This is a genomic window from Listeria sp. LM90SB2 (assembly GCF_028867355.1).
Lineage (GTDB): Bacteria > Bacillota > Bacilli > Lactobacillales > Listeriaceae > Listeria > Listeria monocytogenes_B.
Window position 1 is genome coordinate 2,261,602 of the sequence record NZ_CP046449.1, and the last position, 18,653, is coordinate 2,280,254.

General features: G+C 35.9%; 8 protein-coding genes. 2 read left to right on the forward strand and 6 right to left on the reverse strand.

The genetic code is table 11. From position 1 onward, the window contains the following. Nucleotides 1–209: 209 nt before the first annotated feature. The 3 genes from GL301_RS11170 to GL301_RS11180 all read right to left on the reverse strand — a co-directional run bounded on the left by GL301_RS11170 (nucleotide 210) and on the right by GL301_RS11180 (nucleotide 3,696). Nucleotides 210–1,577 carry a sigma-54 interaction domain-containing protein gene (locus GL301_RS11170; protein ID WP_012681402.1) on the reverse strand — a complete coding sequence of 456 codons (1,368 nt, stop codon included), beginning with the start codon at nucleotides 1,575–1,577 and terminating at the stop codon, nucleotides 210–212. A gap of 105 nt (nucleotides 1,578–1,682) precedes the next feature. After that, the gene (locus GL301_RS11175; protein WP_003734383.1) at nucleotides 1,683–2,756 is read right to left on the reverse strand and encodes a GGDEF domain-containing protein; all 1,074 of its coding nucleotides are present in this window, start codon (nucleotides 2,754–2,756) and stop codon (nucleotides 1,683–1,685) included. Nucleotides 2,757–2,934: 178 nt separating this feature from the next. Next, on the reverse strand, nucleotides 2,935–3,696 hold the full coding sequence (locus GL301_RS11180; RefSeq protein WP_003724592.1) for an SDR family oxidoreductase: 762 nt from the start codon (nucleotides 3,694–3,696) through the stop codon (nucleotides 2,935–2,937). 183 nt (nucleotides 3,697–3,879) lie between these two features. Here GL301_RS11180 and GL301_RS11185 point away from each other — a divergent pair, with 183 nt between their 5' ends. Continuing rightward, nucleotides 3,880–4,443, forward strand: coding sequence for a TetR/AcrR family transcriptional regulator (locus tag GL301_RS11185; RefSeq protein WP_003727856.1), 564 nt, complete (start codon nucleotides 3,880–3,882; stop codon nucleotides 4,441–4,443). 105 nt (nucleotides 4,444–4,548) lie between these two features. Next, nucleotides 4,549–4,896: a magnetosome magnetite crystal formation protein family gene (locus tag GL301_RS11190; RefSeq protein WP_003727855.1), complete on the forward strand. Its 348-nt coding sequence runs from the start codon at nucleotides 4,549–4,551 to the stop codon at nucleotides 4,894–4,896. Between the two features lie 39 nt (nucleotides 4,897–4,935). Here the strand turns inward: GL301_RS11190 and GL301_RS11195 are convergent, their stop codons facing one another. From GL301_RS11195 to GL301_RS11205, 3 genes are all read right to left on the reverse strand, one after another. After that, entirely contained in the window at nucleotides 4,936–9,525 is a 4,590-nt protein-coding gene (locus GL301_RS11195) for an MSCRAMM family protein (protein WP_003734382.1), read from the reverse strand. Between the two features lie 268 nt (nucleotides 9,526–9,793). Beyond that, the gene (locus GL301_RS11200; RefSeq protein WP_070008118.1) at nucleotides 9,794–14,926 is read right to left on the reverse strand and encodes a SpaA isopeptide-forming pilin-related protein; all 5,133 of its coding nucleotides are present in this window, start codon (nucleotides 14,924–14,926) and stop codon (nucleotides 9,794–9,796) included. 180 nt (nucleotides 14,927–15,106) lie between these two features. Then, on the reverse strand, nucleotides 15,107–18,562 hold the full coding sequence (locus tag GL301_RS11205) for a MucBP domain-containing protein (RefSeq protein WP_003724597.1): 3,456 nt from the start codon (nucleotides 18,560–18,562) through the stop codon (nucleotides 15,107–15,109). Nucleotides 18,563–18,653: the final 91 nt, after the last annotated feature.

The following is an 18,653-nucleotide window of genomic DNA, read 5'->3' on the forward strand; positions in this document are numbered from 1 at the left end:
CAATTATTCACATATATTTGTAATGACATGCAGATCTTTATAAAGCAACTTTCGTGCCAACATCAAAAATGGCTCTATAAAGCACTTTATAAATTCAAATATTATTTATTGTCGCAAAAAAGAGACGTCAAAATGATGGTTTTTACAAACAGAAGTCGCGAAAACGCAACAAAAAAGGCCTAATCGCAAAATCCGATTAGGCCTTCTATTTAATGAAGTGTTTTTAGTTTTCGATATAAAACAGAACGATGAATTCCAAGTGTACTAGCAGCTTTTGTCACGTTTCCATTACTTTCTTCGAGCACTCGCAATATAAAATGTTTTTCCACGTCTTGCAAATAATCTTTCAAATAAAGTGAGTCTTTTTTTGTTTGTTCTTTAAAATGTAAGTCTAGTGCGAAATCATCTATTTCTGCAACAGTCACTTCTTTATTTCCAGACATAACAACTAATCGCTCAATCTGGTTTCTAAGTTCACGAACATTTCCTGGCCAATTATGAGAAAGTAATTCTTTCGTTTTATCGCCACTTAACTGAAAATCTTTTTGGTATTTTTGATTGAATTTTTGTATGAACTGACGTGCAAGACCAATAATATCTTGCGGTCGCTCTCTGAGTGCTGGAATGTGAACCGGCACAACATTAATACGATAATATAAATCACGCCTAAATGTTCCTTTTTCAACCATTTCCCCAAGGTTTCGATTGGTCGCTGAAATCAGTCTAAAGCGGCGTTTCGTTTCGGTTGTTGAACCAAGCCTTCTTACCTCTCCAGTTTCAAGCACTCGGAGCATTTTCGCTTGTAGCTCTAGTGGCATTTCAGAAATTTCATCTAAAAATAATGTGCCACCATCAGCTAGTTCAAGCATCCCGGGTTTTTCAATATCCGCACCGGTAAATGAACCTTTTTCATGTCCAAAAAGCTCAGATTCAAATAATGCTTTTGGGATTGCCGCACAGTTAATCGAGATAAAAGGTCCAGCAGCTTGTTCACTTTTTTCATGAATATAGCGCGACAAGACTTCTTTACCAGTACCGGACTCGCCGTATAATAAGACTTTACTGTCAAACGGAGCGATCTGGTTGCACACACGAACTATCTGCTTCATCGCGACGCTCTCTGCTACTATCACAGTGCCATCATTTTCTTTATAATCCTCAAGAAGAAGCGACTCTTTATTCCCCGAAATTGCCTCACCACGCCATGTTTTAAAACTATCTGGTTGCGTTTCATCTGACATAGTAACAACTAAATGCACCGTGCCATCAGGATAAAGTATTGGCGTAGAAGTCGAGCGGATGCTAAAACCTTTCTTCGTATTGATCACTTTTGTTTTCTTTTGTTTTGTGCGGATTGCTTCTAGTGTGACAGAATCATTGTATACACCGTCTTCCACTAGGTCTCTTACATTACAACGAAGCAATTCTTCGAGCGACATTCCAACTGTGAGCGCAGTGAATTTATTAGAAATTAAAATATTACCATCTGCATCCGTGACAAAAAGTGTCGTTGGCATGTCCTTATTTAATTCACCAAATGACTGTACTCCCAGCAAGTTATCCATTAAGTCAAACATTAAAAGCTCATCCTTTTGGACTAGTTTCCTAGTTATTTGCTCATCATTACACAATCTATTATAACATAAGCTATCTACTAGAAGTACTCGTTTTTTTGCGACAAGCTAATTTTCATCTGCAATACATACTCGGTTTCGCCCGGTTAATTTTGCTTTATACAGCGCTTCATCAGCAGATTTAAATAATCCTTCACTTGTATTAGCACCATCTTTACTACTGCTAACCCCAACGGAAATTGTAATTTTCACTAGTTTTCCACTCGGTATCATAAAATCGTGATCTTCCGTTTCTTTTCGCACTTGTTCAGCAAAAAAATTACCTTTTTCAATCGGACAATCTAATAAGACAATGGAAAATTCTTCCCCGCCGTTTCTAAATGCCTCAGAACCATCTGATGTGTTTCGTTTTAAAATAATAGCTAATTGTTTCAAAATGGCATCACCAGCGTCATGGCCGTATGTATCGTTAATATTTTTAAAGTAATCAATATCGATTAACATTAATGTCACTTGCCTACTTCCATCGTCCATTACATGGTTGATTTTTTCATCAAATTGCCTTACATTTGATAACCGCGTCAGATAATCGAGCGTAGAGTCTTGTTCGTATTTTTGAAACAATTGCTTTGATTTAATCATATTCTTCATTAAACCTGCGGAAACAGCGCCAATTACAAGCGCGATCGATACAAATATAAACATATTTATCCAGAAGTCTGGCTCTTTTGCTAAAATCAAATGTAAGTTAACGACTACAAAACCACACGCAATAATATTCAAAATAAAAACGCCCCAAATATTATATTTTTCTAAGCGTTTGCTGAAAAGAGCTGTTATAATGCCAATCAGCATCATGATTACACCAGCCATCATCGCTGCAGAATTCACTGAAATTAAAAATCGTGAAGTTGTAATAATGACCGCCGAAACAATTGCCGGAATGGGCCCGCCATAAAAACCCACCATAATAATAGGGATATGACGCAAATCAACAATTACATTATTTGAAATCGGTATCCCAAAAATCATTAGCGCAAATCCTAGTAGCCCTGCCCATACGCCTATCACCATTTTTCTATTTATCGATAATTCTTTCGTAATTGGTTCTTTATAGACTAAAGAAATAATATAAAATCCTGCGAGTAATATCGCTGCATTACTTACCAACTGTTGAACCAAAAAGCATCCCCGCCTTTCACTTTGTTATTTAATACCCCATTATGCTCACAACTATTCATTCTCTCTACACAAAGAAACAACCCCTAAACGCGAAGTTGTTAAAAAATATCCATCTTTCTATTTTCTCATAAAAAATCCGCAAAAGAAAATAATTCTCTCATGCGGATTTTTTATATTTTTAGTAAGCTGTCCAACCAGCGTCTGCTGTAATTACCGTCCCGTTTACAAAACTAGCATCATCCGAAGCTAAAAATAGAGCTACTTTGGCGATTTCAGAAGCATCACCAGCTCGAGGATTTGTTCCCATTCCAATCATAGCTCGTTCTTGCCCAAATTGATCTGGAGCATAAATAGTAGTACCAATATTTGTATTTACAGCTCCAGGTGCTATAGCATTACAGCGAATATTTTTATTAGCATACTGGAAACCAACATTTTTTGTAAAACCAACGACAGCATGTTTAGAAGCTGTATACGCTGCCCCTGCTCTTGAACCAAACAAACCTCCAGCAGATGCGATATTAACGATAACCCCTTGTCCTTTTTCTTCAAAGATATGAAGTGCTTTTCTAGTTGCTCGCATTACACCAGTTGTATTTATCGCAAACACTTTATCCCAAAGTTCATCAGTTAATTCGCCGGCTGGAACAAAATTATCCATGATGCCCGCATTGTTTACTAAAATATCTAACGTGCCGTATGTCTCAGTAGCTTTGTTAATCATGCTTTCAATATCGTCTTGTTTCGTGACATTCGCAACAACCGCAAGTGATGTACCTTGTTCTTTTTCAATTAACGCTACTGTTTTTTGTGCCGCTTCTAAATTTAAATCCGCAACAACAACCTTCGCCCCTTCTTTCGCAAAAAGAATCGCAATTTGTTGCCCCATTCCAGACGCTGCACCAGTTACTACGGCTACTTTTCCATTTAATTTCCCCATTGTTATTTCCTCCTTCACTTTTGTTACGCTAAAAAGGATAAAATTTCTCTCCTTCTTATTTTAATTATAGCTCCGATATAAAGCGCTATCAATATGTAAAGAAAGCCTGTTTTGTTGATTAAGCAACACTTTTGCGTTATATGTATAGTAGTAGGAAATTTTCTCGGATGGGAGTTTCAAATGATGGATAGAAGGATTAAAAAAACAAAACAAGCCTTAAACCAAGCTTTATTTACTCTTCTTGATGAAAAAACTTTTCAACAGATTACGATTACGGATATTGTTACAGTAGCAGATGTTAATCGAGGCACGTTCTATAAACATTACCGTGACAAAGAAGAACTTTTAGATAGTATTATTGATGAAGTGCTGGCTGATTTACAAAAAGCGTATCAAGACCCTTATACACATAAGACGCCTTTTTCCATTCAAACACTTACACCTTCCATGATAAAAATTTTTGATCATGTATACGGTCATCAAGCTTTTTATACACAAGTTATAAAATCGACAATCCGTCCCAGTTTTCAAAATCAAGTTTGTGACGTTATTCGGGAACTGATTTTAAATGACTTTGATTATTCAGCTGACAGTTCGAGTATAGAGCCCATGTTACTTGCATCTTATCAAGCACATGCGATTTTCGGCATGATTGTTTTTTGGGCAGAAGAAAGTTTTGCTCATTCACCGGCGTTTATGTCAGAGCAACTTCTTCATATTATTCAGACTAAAAATCCAATCTTATAATTCTTACATATTTGTTATATTATTTTCCTTCTTTGTAACTTGAAACGAGGGCTTCATAATCCTAGTCTTGCTATAATAAAGACATCTTAGAAAGGTGTGTTGATTATGAATGATCATCGTATTTTAAATGCTTTAAGTTATTTTAGTATCCTATTTGCACCTGTTATTGTGCCAGTATTGATTTGGATTTTTGCTAAATCAGAGGATGTTACTCATCATGCTAAAGTTGCATTACTAACTCACATTATTCCGACTATCGCTGGTGCTCTATGTTTCTCCAGTGTTTTCGTTACAGCTTTGACAAATGGCGGCTTACTCGCAAATGTATCATTTTTCGTTACCGGTAGCTTATTTATATTTACACTAATAGCTATTGTTGGACTGTTTATCTTTAATATTGTTCGAGGTATTCAAATGCTTTTAACGAAAAATGAAGAAGATGCTTGGATTTAAATGAAAAAGCTATCCTAAATTTCTTAGGATAGCTTTTTTTTATTTTATTTGTTTAGGTTTTTTTAAGAAGAATACTCCAGCAACACTAACAAACAATCCAATGAATAGCATTGTATAAGGGAACTCATCTCCTGTAGAAGGAAGTTTTCTCTTATTATTTGTTGATTTGTTTGTTGTTTTAAAGTTTTGTTTTATAGGTTTTGGCTCTGCTACTGTAGCTGATTCTGTTAGCTGTTCTGTTGGTTTTGATGGTTCAGTAGGTTCCACAATAATCGGCATTGCCTTTTTCTCATAAACAAAGGTTATTTCTTGTGAAGTTTCTTTATACATACCTTTTTTGTTAGCGGAATCTTTAACTAATGTGTAGCCAACGATTTCTTTAGCTTTCACATTGTATTCTTCATCAACATTTCCAGTATGCATTTCCTCATCATTTAATTGATTGCCCTCTACATCTATAAATTTAACTATAATTGTACCAATTTTTTTCTTGTTGGTTTTGGTTACATTAGCCGCTTCTGTTTGGTTAAAATCAATCGTGAAATGAACTGGTGCCGCGTCTAATTGGTAACCAGTTGGGGCTTTGGTTTCAATTAATTTATAGTCGCCTGGTGCCAAATCAGCTACGCTAATTTCTCCATTATCATCTGTTACGAGATTCTCGCTGACTAATGCTCCGTCCTCGTTTCGCAACTCAAATGTGGCGTCAGCTAGCTCGGTATTTGTTGCGCTATCTTTTTTCGTTAGCACTACCGTGCCTGTTTTTGCTGTGTTGGTTTTGCTTACTTTCGCTGCTTCTGTTTGGTTAAAATCAATCGTGAAACGAACTGGTGCCGCGTCTAATTGGTAACCAGTTGGGGCTTTGGTTTCAATTAATTTATAGTCGCCTGGTGCCAAATCAGCTACGCTAATTTCTCCATTATCATCTGTTACGAGATTCTCACGGACTACTGTTCCGCCCTCGTTTCGTAACTCAAATGTGGCGTCAGCTAGCTTGGCATTTGTTGCGCTATCTTTTTTCGTTAGCACTACCGTGCCTGTTTTTGCTGTGTTGGTTTTGCTTACTTTCGCTGCTTCTGACTGGTTAAAATCAATTGTGAAATGAACCGGGGTCGCGTCTAATTGGTAACCAGCTGGTGCTTTGGTTTCAATTAACTTATAGTCGCCTGGTGCTAAATCGGTTATTTCTATATTACCGCTCGCAGCTGTTGTTAGTTTTTCTTTTAGTTTTGACCCAGCGGCGTTTTGTAATTCAAACTCGGCATCTGCTAATACTTCATCTGATGCACTGTCCTTTTTCGTTAAAATAACCTTGCCTTTTTTCATAGCATTTTTGATGGTTAAAAGAAGTTCCTCACCAGATGAATTAACAGTAATTTCTTTTCCTTCTTTGTATTCATCGCTAATGTTGTATCCTTCTGGAGCTTCTGTTTCAACTAATTTATACTTCCCAGATTGTATACCATCTAGTAGAATTTCACCTTCTGAATTAGTTTTTATTTCTTGTCCAGATTTTTCACCATCTAGTGTGTAAAGCTGAAATTTTGCGCCTTCTAATTTCTTCGTAGTATCGTCTTCATCCACTTTTGTGATTTTAATCGTGCCAATCGTTGCAATCCCTGATCCAGATCCCACTGTAAAGACTGGTGATACTGCTGCATTTCTTTTTTTAAAGAACATTGGAACATTACTAAAATCTTCTGCTTCCACCGTCGTTTCGTTAGAAATTGGTCCTGAAAGTAAACTTATTGTGCTGTAGCTTACTTTTATTGGCGCCATTGCAGTATAGTTTTTAAATTGAATGGTAAAGGTATTTCCTTCAAAAATAATATCATAATTTTCTTCGTTTATCGGTTCGTTCGTTTTTGTATTAATTACCTGAAAACTATTTTTAATAAACTGAGCGCCCGTATTTCCTTGTTCCAATCGATTGGTAATAACCGGATTAGACAGTGTTCTTTCTGGAGAAATATTCAAGAGTTCCATATTCCAGTTCACTTTATTTCCATAGACATTATCTATGTTTCCAGCTACCTTAATAACTTCATTTTGCAAAAAAGCAAACTCTTTCGTCTCGTATATTTGTTCATCTGCTCCATTATCTGAGACGATAGCTTTATTGTTTACCCACTGTGAGAAGAACCAATTATCTTTTGGTTTTGTTTTATATTTAACAAATACACGATTAGTATCTAAATTACCAAATTCCAAATGTATTTTATTGGCTGATGTGTCTATTTTGGTTGGATAATTAGCATCCCCAACTTGTGCTAAAGTCCCTTTTATCTCTAGAGGAATACTCAAGTCGGTCAGCTCGGATGAATTAACTACATTACGATACTGTAAAGATCCTTCAACAAAGGTTGTACCATCTAAAAATTCATCATCTAAAACCAATTTATCATATTTTTTCCCCATTGCATTGACAGATACAATCCAATTTATTTCACCAGTTGCCGGATTCCATTTACCGACCTTCCCACCGTTAGCTAAAATACTAGTTTCCGGTGTTGCTTCTGCCTTTATTGTTTCTGAATACTGGGTTAAACTACCGTCAAAATATGAAAACGAGGCTTTATTATCTAGCGTTTTTGCTCCATCAGTTAAATCAATTTTTGTTTTCATTTTCACAACAATTTTATTATCTGTTGTCGCATAGTTACCGATAAGTTTAATTTTAAACCCAGCTGGCGAGACGTCTTTTTGGATGGTAAAGTCTCTACCTTCTGTTAATAATTTGTAGCCTGAATCAGAAGGATAAGCGTACACATTGTAGCTGACTAAACTTTTTACACCTGTAGAAAACTCGTCAACGATATTAATGTTTTGCATATTAATACCTTCCGAATTAACTGTAATAGTCCAATCCATTGTATTATTATAATAATCAATCTCTCCAGCTTCTTTATTTAGTAAGTCTGGCTTGAAATCAAAGTTTTCTGTTGCTTTAACACCTTTTTCATCCGTTACTTCATTTTTAATTTTTCGTGGACTAAAATCGGTTAGTTTTGTAGAATACGTTACTTGATATGCTTTTTCATCAGTTTTCTTGTAGTTCATATTAAAACTACCGTTGTCTGATATAGTCGAAACAGTCCAATCATTAGACGCATCATCGCCTATTACTGCTTCTCCTGATTCTTCATTAAAAGTGACTCGCTTAATCTTCAAAGAATCTGCAACATAACTAACATTATCGTCTGTTAATACATCTGTTAAAACCGTACCAGGAGTCAAGTTTGCTAAATCATAATTAACATTAATTGTCCAATCAATACATTGAGTTACAGGGTTATAAACTGCTTTTTTAATTAAATGATCATATGCTTTTATTGTTACTGAAATGGTCATACTTCCATTTGATAACATGCCAGAACTTCCAACTGTTGTTGCTGAAGTCCCGATAGTACTCAAAGACGAATTTGTCTTATCAATGGAACGCTCATAGGTAACTTGATACCCTTTTGCTTTTAGACCTTCTTTTAATTTAATTGTTAATCCTGAAGGTGCATAAATCAATTCATAATCTGTATTCTCAGTAAGTAATTGCTTTGAGCCAATGAATGTTCCTTTAGCACTAATATCTGTTGAGTAGACCTTAATACTATTCCTATTAATAATAGTCGAACCCCCGTAAGCAGTATCCGATAGTCTAAGTTCGCCTAGCTCACTAGTTTCTTTAGTTAAATTAAATCTCGCATCCACAGTAGCTTTATCCGGATTGACTTTACTCGGCATCGCTTCTAGCATTACCTGTGTGGCTTTGTCTACTTCAGGAATAATCTCTAACTGGTAAACTGTATTACCACCCGCTGTATTAAACACCGCTACCTGACTAGTTTTTTCTGTCTCAGAGAAACTTTTTAAAGCAGTACTAAGCTCAATATCATAATTACCTTCTTGCACACCATCTTTAAAAAAAGTAATGGTTAATTCACGTGTGCTTGCATTCAAATCCCATTTCGCTTCAGTTGAAGGTAAGAAATCTCCTGTTAAATTAGTCGTTCCAAAGTTGAATGAATCTGGTAAAACCGTTTTAAATGTATCTCCAGCTTTGTAGTTTTTCCCTGAGAAAGTAAAATTCATTTTCAGAACTACTGCTCCGCCATTTTTTATACGGTTAGTCGCACCAAGTTCATTTCCAGTTCCATTTTCCACCTTTACTGCAGTAAAAATATTATCTGTTATAACTGCTTTCAGATTCCCTTTTTTAGAGGGTTGTTCTGTAACAGATGGAGTTTTTTCTGCCTCTTTTTTTGTTGAACTAGAAGTTATAGCCTCTTCTTTATCAGCTAAAGTGACGTTATAAGTTTGTTCGTCTAAAGTATATCCTGGAGCAGCCTTCTTTTCCTTAACAATATATTCTCCTTCTGAAAGTGAATTTTCTATAATTGTCCCGTGTTCAGTTATAGAAACTTCTTTTGTTTCTCCAGTTTTTTTGTTTTTAATTTCAAAAGAAGAACCATTGATTTTTTCTTTTGTATCTTTATCTTCTTTGATTATTTTAAGCGTTATCATTGTTGTTTTTTCATCAACAATGGTTGCTAATACAGGCGACACGTTTTGAAAAACGAGTAAACCAATAATTGCAACGATAAAAAAACCTCTCCATTTCACCATATATTTCATTAAGCTGTTTTCCTCCTATGCAAGTTGTGTCTGTTGTATAAGACCTATGACTTGTTGAATTATAACAATGGGCGAGAAGTCGAAAATGTTCTTAAAGAACAACAAAGCGGATTTATTGTGTCTTTTTAGTGAACAAAAAAGTATGTTTTTTGCTAAAAATATACTTTTTCAATACAAAACCCTCTTTTCCTGCATTATTATATGGAATTTTTTCTATATATAATAGATAAAAAAGTCGCTATCCTGTTAAGAATAGCGACTACAATTATTAATCATTTACTTTTTTGGATTTTCTTAGTAAGAAAAGTCCTAGTGTACTAGCGAATAATCCGGTAATGATTAGATTAGCTAGGGAATTATCTCCTGTTGAAGGAAGACTTTGTGCTTTTTTCACTGTGGCTTGTTTTGAAGGGTTTGCTGATGGTTTTGTTGGTTTAGAAGGTTTAATTGGTTTAGTAGGGTCGACAACGAGTGGTGATTTATTTTTCTCATATACAAAGGTTACTTTTTGATCTGCTTCTTTGTATATGCCGACTTTATTCGTAGGGTCTTTCGTTAGTTTATAACCCGCGATAGATTTCGCTTTAGTTACATATTTCTCCCCGACTAAACCTGCATGAATCTCTTGTTCTGCTAATACATTTCCTTTTGTATCAACAAATTCAGCTATTACCTTGCCGCTTACAACTGTTTTAATATTTGTTTTAGTTACTTGAAGCACTTGATTTTGATTAAAACTGATTTTCACATCGACTGGAACGGTATCTAATTCATAACCTTTTGGTGCTTTCGTTTCAATTAATTGATAATCACCAGGGGCTAGATTAGTTATTTCCAGTTTACCAGAAGCATCTGTTGTTAGATTTTCTGTGACGTTATTATCTGCGTCTACTAATTTAAACGTTGCATCTGCAAGAGGGGCTTTTGTTTGCCCATCAGTCTTAGTTAACACAACAGATCCAGTAGACATTTTATTTGTTTTAGTCACTTGAACTGCATCTTTTTGGTTAAATTCAATGGTGAATTCAACTGGTGTTGCATCAAGCTCATAACCTGTTGGAGCTTTCGTTTCTACTAATTGGTAGTCGCCTGGTGCTAAGTTATCAATTTGCAGTTGACCATTTGCTTCTGTCACTACTTTATCTTTCAAACTGACACCAAGTTTTGTTTGTAATTCGAACTCTGCACCAGCTAAATTACTTCTTGATTTACTATCTAGCTTAGTTAAGACCACACTACCAGTTTTCGCAACATTTTCTTTTGTTACTTTGACTGCAGTCGATTGGTTAAATTCGATGGTAAAAGTAACCGGTGTGGCATCTAATTCGTAGCCTGTTGGTGCTTTGGTTTCAATGAACTTGTAATCGCCTGGTGCTAAATCAGCTACTTCTATCTCACCACTTGCATTCGTTGTTAAATTATCTTTTACTTTAGTTCCAGTGGCAGTTTGTAGTTCAAATTCCGCATCAGATAACGCAGCTTTTGTTGCACTATCTTGTTTTGTTAGAACTACGCTGCCAGATTTTGCTGTGTTTTCTTTTGTTACGACAGCTGCTTTGTCTTGGTTAAATTCAATCGTGAATTCGCTTGGCGTTGCATCTAATACATAGCCAGCCGCAGCTTTCGTTTCTACAAATTGGTAGTCTCCTGGTGCTAAATCGTTTGCTTCGATTTTACCGTCTGCGTCTGTTACTAAGTTTTCGGATACTTTTGTTCCGTCTGCTTTTTGTAAATCGAATTCCGCTCCGGCTATCGTAGCTTTCGTTACACTATCTTCTTTCGTTAGAACCACACTACCAGTTTTCGCTGTGTTTTCTTTTGTAACAATTACAGCGGCTTCTTGGTTAAATTCAATCGTGAATTTGCTTGGCGTTGCATCTAATACATAGCCAGTTGGCGCTTTTGTTTCTACAAATTGGTAATCGCCTGGCGCTAAGTCAGTTACTTCGATTTTACCATCTGCATTAGATACTAAGTTTTCAGCGACTTTTGTACCGTCTGCATTTTGTAATTCGAATTCTGCTCCTGCGATAGCGTCTTTCGTTACACTATCTTCTTTTAAAAGAACCGCGCTACCAGTTTGCTCTGTGTTTTCAATTGTAACGTTTGTAACTGCATCGGCGGTAACCGTGATTTCTTTACCGTCTTTATATTCATCACTAATTGTGTAACCTGTTGGCGCTTCTGTCTCAACTAGTTTATATTTCCCAGATTGAAGGCCATCCATCACGATTTTACCATCTGTATCAGTGGTAGCCTCTTGTCCCGCTTTATCACCTTCAAGCGTATAAAGTTGGAATTTAGCTCCTGCTAGTTTTTTCGTATTATCCTTTTTATCCACTTTGGTAATTTCAAGTGAACCAATTGTTGCCGTCCCGCTACCACTACCAATAGTGAAGGCTGGCGATATGCTTGTTGTTCTTGATTTATATGTCATTGGTAAACTACCGTAGTCAGGAGAAGCAGTTGTCGCTGTGTTACTAACAAGCCCAGACATCAAGCTGATTGTACTATAGGTTACTTTAATTGGTGCAGTTGCTTTATAGTCTTTGAACTGGATAGTGAAATTATTGTCTGTGTAAGTGATGTCATAATATTTTGAGTCAATATCTTCACCCGTCGTTTCATTGATTACTTTAAAGCTACTTTTTACTACTTGCGCTCCTGTTGTTCCTGTTTTCATTGTATCTGTAATTGTTGGATTGTTAATAGGACGATCTGCAGAGATATTGTTCAGTGTAACAACCCAGTTAACTTTATTATCAAAAGATGGATCAATAGTAGCCGTTTTTGTCATCGCATTATAAAGTTTGCTTGCGTATGCTTGGTAACTGTAAGATTTTTCGCCTACTCCATTATCGCTCACCTTCGCAGTGTTTTGTACGTAGGAGTAGAAATACCAGTTTTCGTTTGGTTTGGTACTGTATTTAATAAATACGCGTGAATTCTCCAAGTTAGCGAATTCTAAATGTAATTTATTCCCAGTAGTATCGACTTTTGTTGGGTAGTTTTTATCACCTGTTTTAGCTACTGTTCCAACAGAGTTAAGCGGGATGTATAAATTCATCATCTCACTTGTGGAAGCCACATTACGATATTGTAGTGAGCCTTCTACGTATGTTAATCCAGTTGGAATAGCATCATCAAAAATTAAGTTGTCATAGTTTTTCGCCATAGCATTTACAGATACAATCCAATCGATATTCCCCGTAGTGGAGTTGTACGATCCGTATTTACCACCATTTGTCATCATAGCTGGGTCTGGTGTCATGGAAGCTTTTACATCATCAACATACTTGATAATTCCGCCATCGTAATAAGAAATGGATGCTTTATTATCAATCGTTTTTGTTACATCAGAAAGGTCAATTTCTGTGACGAAATCAACTACAATTTTTTTGTCTGTTGTAGCATAATCGCCGATAAGTTGAATATAAAAACCAGCTGGTGTCACATCTTTATCAATCGTATAATCTTTGCCTTCTGTTAATAAGACGCTATTGATATTATCTGTATAGGCACGAACAGTGTAGCTCTTAAGGGCTTTTACACCAGTAGAAAATTCATCTGTGATATTAAGATTCCCCATCTTAATTCTGTCAGAGTTGGCAGTGATTTTCCATGTCATCGTGTTATTAAAATAGTCAATTGTTCCAGCTTCTTTTTTCAGTAAATCTGGTTGAATCGCGATCGTTGCCTCAGCGGAAACACCATTTTCATCTGTAATTTCATTTTTAATTTTACGATCACTAAAGTCCGTGATTTTCGTGGAATAAGTGATTTCATATGCGTTTGTGTTTGTGTTTTTATACGTTAAATTAAAATTCCCATTTGCCGAGATTGCTGAAGTTGTCCAATCACTTGAAGCGTCACCTCCAACGATTGGCGATCCATTCGTTGCGTTAAAAGTTACTCGTTTAATTTTAAGTGAATCTGCTACATATTCGACATCATTATCCGCTAAAACATCGGTAAGCACTGTTGAAGGAGATATTTCGTCTTGATCAAAGTTAAAGTTAATTTTCCAATCAATACTTTGTGTTGAGCCGTTGTAAGTAGCTTTTTTCTCGATATGCTTATAATTTGTCATTGTCAGGTAAACATAAGCGGAGTTGCTTGATAATGTTCCTGAATCGCCTACTGTATAAGCTTGTGTAGACATATAAGAAAGTGAATCACTTGGTTTATTGATTGTGCGGTCATATGTTACTTGGTAGCCTTTCCCAGCAAGCCCACCGTTTAACGTAACAGTTAGAGAAGTTGCGGAATAAGTTAGCGTATAATCTGTGCCTTCTACAAGTAATTTTTTCGTACCTATGAAGGTTCCCCCAGCACTAACATCACTCGAATATACTTTGATGGTATCTTTATCAATAGTTGTTGTTCCACCGGAAGCATAATCATTAAGTTTCAGCTCACCCTTAGCATCTTTTTCTTTTGTTAAGTTGAACTTGGCATCTACTTGACCTTTTGTCGGATTTACTACCCCTGGATTCGCCGTAATTCCTACAGTTGTTGGGTAGTTAACTACTGGTACAACTTCGATTTGATAAACAGTATCTTTCCCAGCTGTCTTGAAAACAACTTCCTGTATCGTTTCTTCTGTTGAGGTAAACACTTTGAAGGCTGTACTGATATTCACATCATAATCGCCTTCTTGAATGCCATCTTTTAAGAAAGTAATCGTAAGTTCACGCGTTGTAACGTCAAGCGTCCATTCTGCTTCTGTAGATGGTAAGAAGTTACCACTTAAATTTTTGTTCCCAAAGTTGAAAGCATCTGGTAAAACAGTTGTAAACGTATCTCCCGCTTTATAATTTTTCCCAGAAAACGCAAAGTTCATGTTAAGCACAACACCGCTACCATTTTGAATTCGGTCTGAAGTGTTGATTTCATCGCCATTACCATCTTTTAGCGTTACTTTGTTAAAAATATTGTCTGTAATAGCAGCTTTTAGATTTGCATTTTGTGTTGCTTTTTTAACCGGTGTTGGTGTTGTTGCTTCTTTTGTTGTTTCTTCTTGCACTTTTGCTGAAACCGAAGTAATCACTTCTTCTTTTTCTGCTAAAGTTACACTATATTCTTTTTCATCTAGTGTGTAACCTTTTGGCGCAACTTTTTCTTTAACAAGATAGTCACCAGGTGAAAGTGAATCCATAGTCGCTTCACCATTCGCGCTGATTGTTAAATCGTTTGTTTCGCCCGTTTCTTTATTCTTTATCTCAAAGGTAGAACCATTGATTTTTTCTTTTGTATCTTTATCTTCTTTGGTGATTTTTAATGTTGTTTTTGCCGTTTCATCGTCTGTCATTGTAGCTAGTACAGGTGAAACGTTTTGGAATACTAGTAATCCGATAACCATTGCAATAACTAGCTTCTTCCAGTGTCTGATATTTTTCACTTTGTTTTGTCCTCCTATAATCTATTTCTAACTGTTGTTAAATCCCTAAAAGATTTGTTGAGTTTTGACAAATAAATGCACCCAATAATTACTTTTTGCGAAATCCAAAGTAATATGTGTCTTTTTAATAAGCAAAATGAATTGGAAACACTTTAAACACCTTTTAAAATACTTTTAATATCATCTTTTCTTTGCAAGTACAAAAGCACTTGAAAGTAAGAGCATTCCAAGAATAAACCATAAATTAGTTTTCTTAGAATCTCCCGTTTGTGGCAGTTTTTCCGATTTTTTCACATTTCCAGCTCTTTCATTAGAAGAAACTGATAAAGCGCTAGTTTTTTCATACACATAAGTTACTTTTTGTGAGCTATTCAAAAATTTCCCCGATGCATTTTTAGGTGTTTGATACAATTTATATCCCGAGATTTTTTTGGCCGAAGTTCGATAACTTGAATTTAATTTTCCTGTTAAAACAATCGAATCAGCTAATTTTTCACCATTCTTATCGACATAATCGACAATGATGTTTCCGGCTGTCACTTTTTGATAAACAAAAGTAACTGTCTGTGCTTTTTCGTTAAATGTTCCACTTACATTCGCGGGTGTTTTTACAAGGGTGTAGTTAGTAATTTTTTTCTGTTTTGCAGTGAATTTTTCTCCGTAAGCTCCTGTTAATGTTTCTGGGCTGGCAATTTGTTTATGGTTTTGATCAACATATTGCACCGTAACTGGCGCAACACTATCATCTAAAGCCACTCCTACTTGGGCCGGCTCAATTACTTGAGAATTATTTACAGCCACAGCAAATGAATTCCATGCTGCTCGGTCTTCTTTTTTTGTTTGCTGATTTAAAAATCCCTTATCTATTTGGTTTTTCTTTGGTGTTTTTAAATCAAATTGAATTTTCATGGATTTCCCAGGAATCCACTCAATACCTTCTTTTAATTCCATTTTAAAAGAGTAAATTTTGGACCAATCTTGTACTTCTGATGCGGTTAACCAATCTGCTTCCGTTGCTTCTGCGTTATCAACTAGAGGCTCTGAACCAGTTGGATAAATCGTGTGCTTATCGAGAACGCCCGCACGTTTAGGGTTTTTGGCAGTACTATATTTTACGTCAACCTTATCTTTCCATTCATTTGGAATTGCCACTGCTTTCGTTAGCTCCAAGTTGAATTTACTACCACGTTCGCTGTTATCTGTAATTCCTAAATCATTTTCACTTGGTAAAACATCCATTAAAACCATATTAGCTATTTTTTCATCTGAATCATTTTCCAGTGACAATTGATATGAAACAATGGAATTTGTTGTGGCATTTGCCAATCCGCTGTATTCTTTATCGCGATTACCCTTAGCTTTTTTACTAATTTTCAAATGATTACTCGTATTTAAAATGTAATGGTTTCCCGATGTGATTCTAGACTCTTCCGAATTCCCATTTTGATTAATGTCATCTGAGTCAATTTCCATTTTTGTATCAGAAATGGTTGGAGTTCCAGTCACTTCCGGCACATTAAAATCTGTCTCCTGCAAGAAACCAAACATCTCAACAGTCATATTACTAGGTGTGTCTTTTGCAACACTCACATTAATTTTTGCCGTTAATTTTTCTGCTGGTAAAAGCGTCTTTTTATCCCATTTGACTTTTAGTAATTGACGCCCTGCGTTTTGGTAATTCTCGTTCAACACTGTTACATTAAAGTCATTTTGCTCCGTTTTTTTCATTTTGACCCCTGAAGGTAACAAAACCACTGCTTCAAAAGGACCTTTTAATCGTGAAATAGAAGCTTTATTGCTTTCTAAATTAACAGAAATAGAATTATCACCTATGTTGATTAAATTCCCATCGGTATCATCAAACGCAACTGATCCTTGTACAAATTTATTTTTACCAGTAGGTTGCGGAATGATTTGCGCTGTTCGGTCTCCTGCATAATTTTTCCAAGCTTCCGGCCAAGGATTTGTATCGTCATAATAATGGATATAGCCTTGACTATCCGCTCCGTACATGTTGATTTGTGTACTATTTCTAACCTCACCTACATAACCTTCTTTGACTGTTGTAAAGAAAGATAGGTTAGCAGCATACATTCCAGCTGGAGCATACGTGAAATGAAGCCATACTTTACTCACGTGCTTATCATCTGGAATCCCAAGATCTTTTCTCGAATACATTTTGCTCAGTTCTACATCTTCTTTTAGTGTCGTCCAGTCGCTATCACCATCATATTTCACGAGTAAATTATACTTAGGTGATTTCTTTAGTTGCGCCCAACCAGGGTAATTAACATTTGGTTTAAAGTAAAAATCGCCGCTCTGGAAGTAATCCAAATTTAAATTATCATCTATATTGTAGTAAGCATCATAATAAAGGAAGTCGTACGAAGGTGAATCATTCATCGCCGAATTTAACATCAAACTAAAGCCTAATTTAGCAGTATCATATGCTTTTATATCAGGATTTCCGGTCACAGTAGCGATTCCCCAATTCGCATCCACCGGGCCTCTGTGTGCTGGAGCATAAACACTTCCAATAGTTGGCGGGATTGTCGCTGGGTCACTTGCTGAAACTGAAACAGATGCTTTGGATGTATCTACAATGCTATCAGCCAAAGTAACAAAGTTCGTTGTTGCAACAGCTTTATTTTCCACCGTTGCAAAATTTGGTATAGTAGTTTGGAAGAACGTTCTAATTTGGAAAGTCTTGTTAAGTAAACTGTTTGCTTTTTCTTGTTCCAAATATGTAGGTGCTGCAATTTCCCAAGTTAGTTTTTGTCCTTCGACCTTCGTTGGTTCTGGTGTATCTCCTGCTACACCTAAGTAATCTAGCTTATCTGCCAATATATACTCAATAACAATCTTCTTACCTTCTTCCATAAAAAGGCTTCCTGTAGACTTTTTCGGAATATTTAGGTTGAAAGACCAAATCCCGATATCACCTTGACTCGGATTATTGTTGATGCTATTTTCTACCCTAGCAAAATCATTTGATAAAGCTGTTGTGGCTGTTGCGTTGACAGTTGTTTCAGCCTGTTCGGTTACTTTTCCAAGTAAATTATCTGCACTTAATTCACCTGTTACTACTAATTTCGTTCCATTTGGTGTGTAGCCATTTTTCGTAGTCAGCTTAAGAATCACTTTATCAACTACACCACTGTTCAGTGTTTGATATGTGTAAACGAGCTGACGAGTTGTTTTGTTATAACTTGGCGTTTCTCCCGCAATCTTAAGTTCATTTAATGATTGATTAAATTCCCCATTTTTTGGTAAATTGATTACTAATTTAGCATTTTGGTATGTTGTGTTTGGTCCAGTAATTTTTAAATAAATGTTATAGTTTACCGTCTGACCAGATTCAATCACATCTTTTTGAGAATTAATACTAAAGTCCCCTGAATAATTCCCAGTTGGAAATGATTTTGTGTTTATTGCTTCATTGACTGTGGTCTCTTTTAAAGGCTCTGAAGTAGTTTCATTTGAAGTCGTTTCCTGCGTAACCTTTTCTTTCGTAGTTATTTCTTCTACGTCCGTTCCATCCCTTTCTTGACTATTTGCCCAAACTGAAAATGGAAGAAATGAAACTATCAGCAAAGTACAAATTAATATAGATACTAATTTTTTCAAATGACTCACATTCGCCCCTCCTTTGTTTACTCAAGATTAATTATTTCATAGGAGGAAGCAGCTAAATGTTCTCAAGGTACAAAAAATAGGACAGTTTGTT

Excerpts from the sequence above, each read along its gene's own strand:
- GL301_RS11170 (WP_012681402.1), bottom strand. The coding sequence starts at position 1,577 with ATGTTTGACTTAATGGATAACTTGCTGGGAGTACAGTCATTTGGTGAA.
- GL301_RS11180 (WP_003724592.1), bottom strand. The coding sequence starts at position 3,696 with ATGGGGAAATTAAATGGAAAAGTAGCCGTAGTAACTGGTGCAGCGTCT.
- GL301_RS11185 (WP_003727856.1), top strand. The coding sequence starts at position 3,880 with ATGGATAGAAGGATTAAAAAAACAAAACAAGCCTTAAACCAAGCTTTA.
- GL301_RS11190 (WP_003727855.1), top strand. The coding sequence starts at position 4,549 with ATGAATGATCATCGTATTTTAAATGCTTTAAGTTATTTTAGTATCCTA.
- GL301_RS11195 (WP_003734382.1), bottom strand. The coding sequence starts at position 9,525 with ATGAAATATATGGTGAAATGGAGAGGTTTTTTTATCGTTGCAATTATT.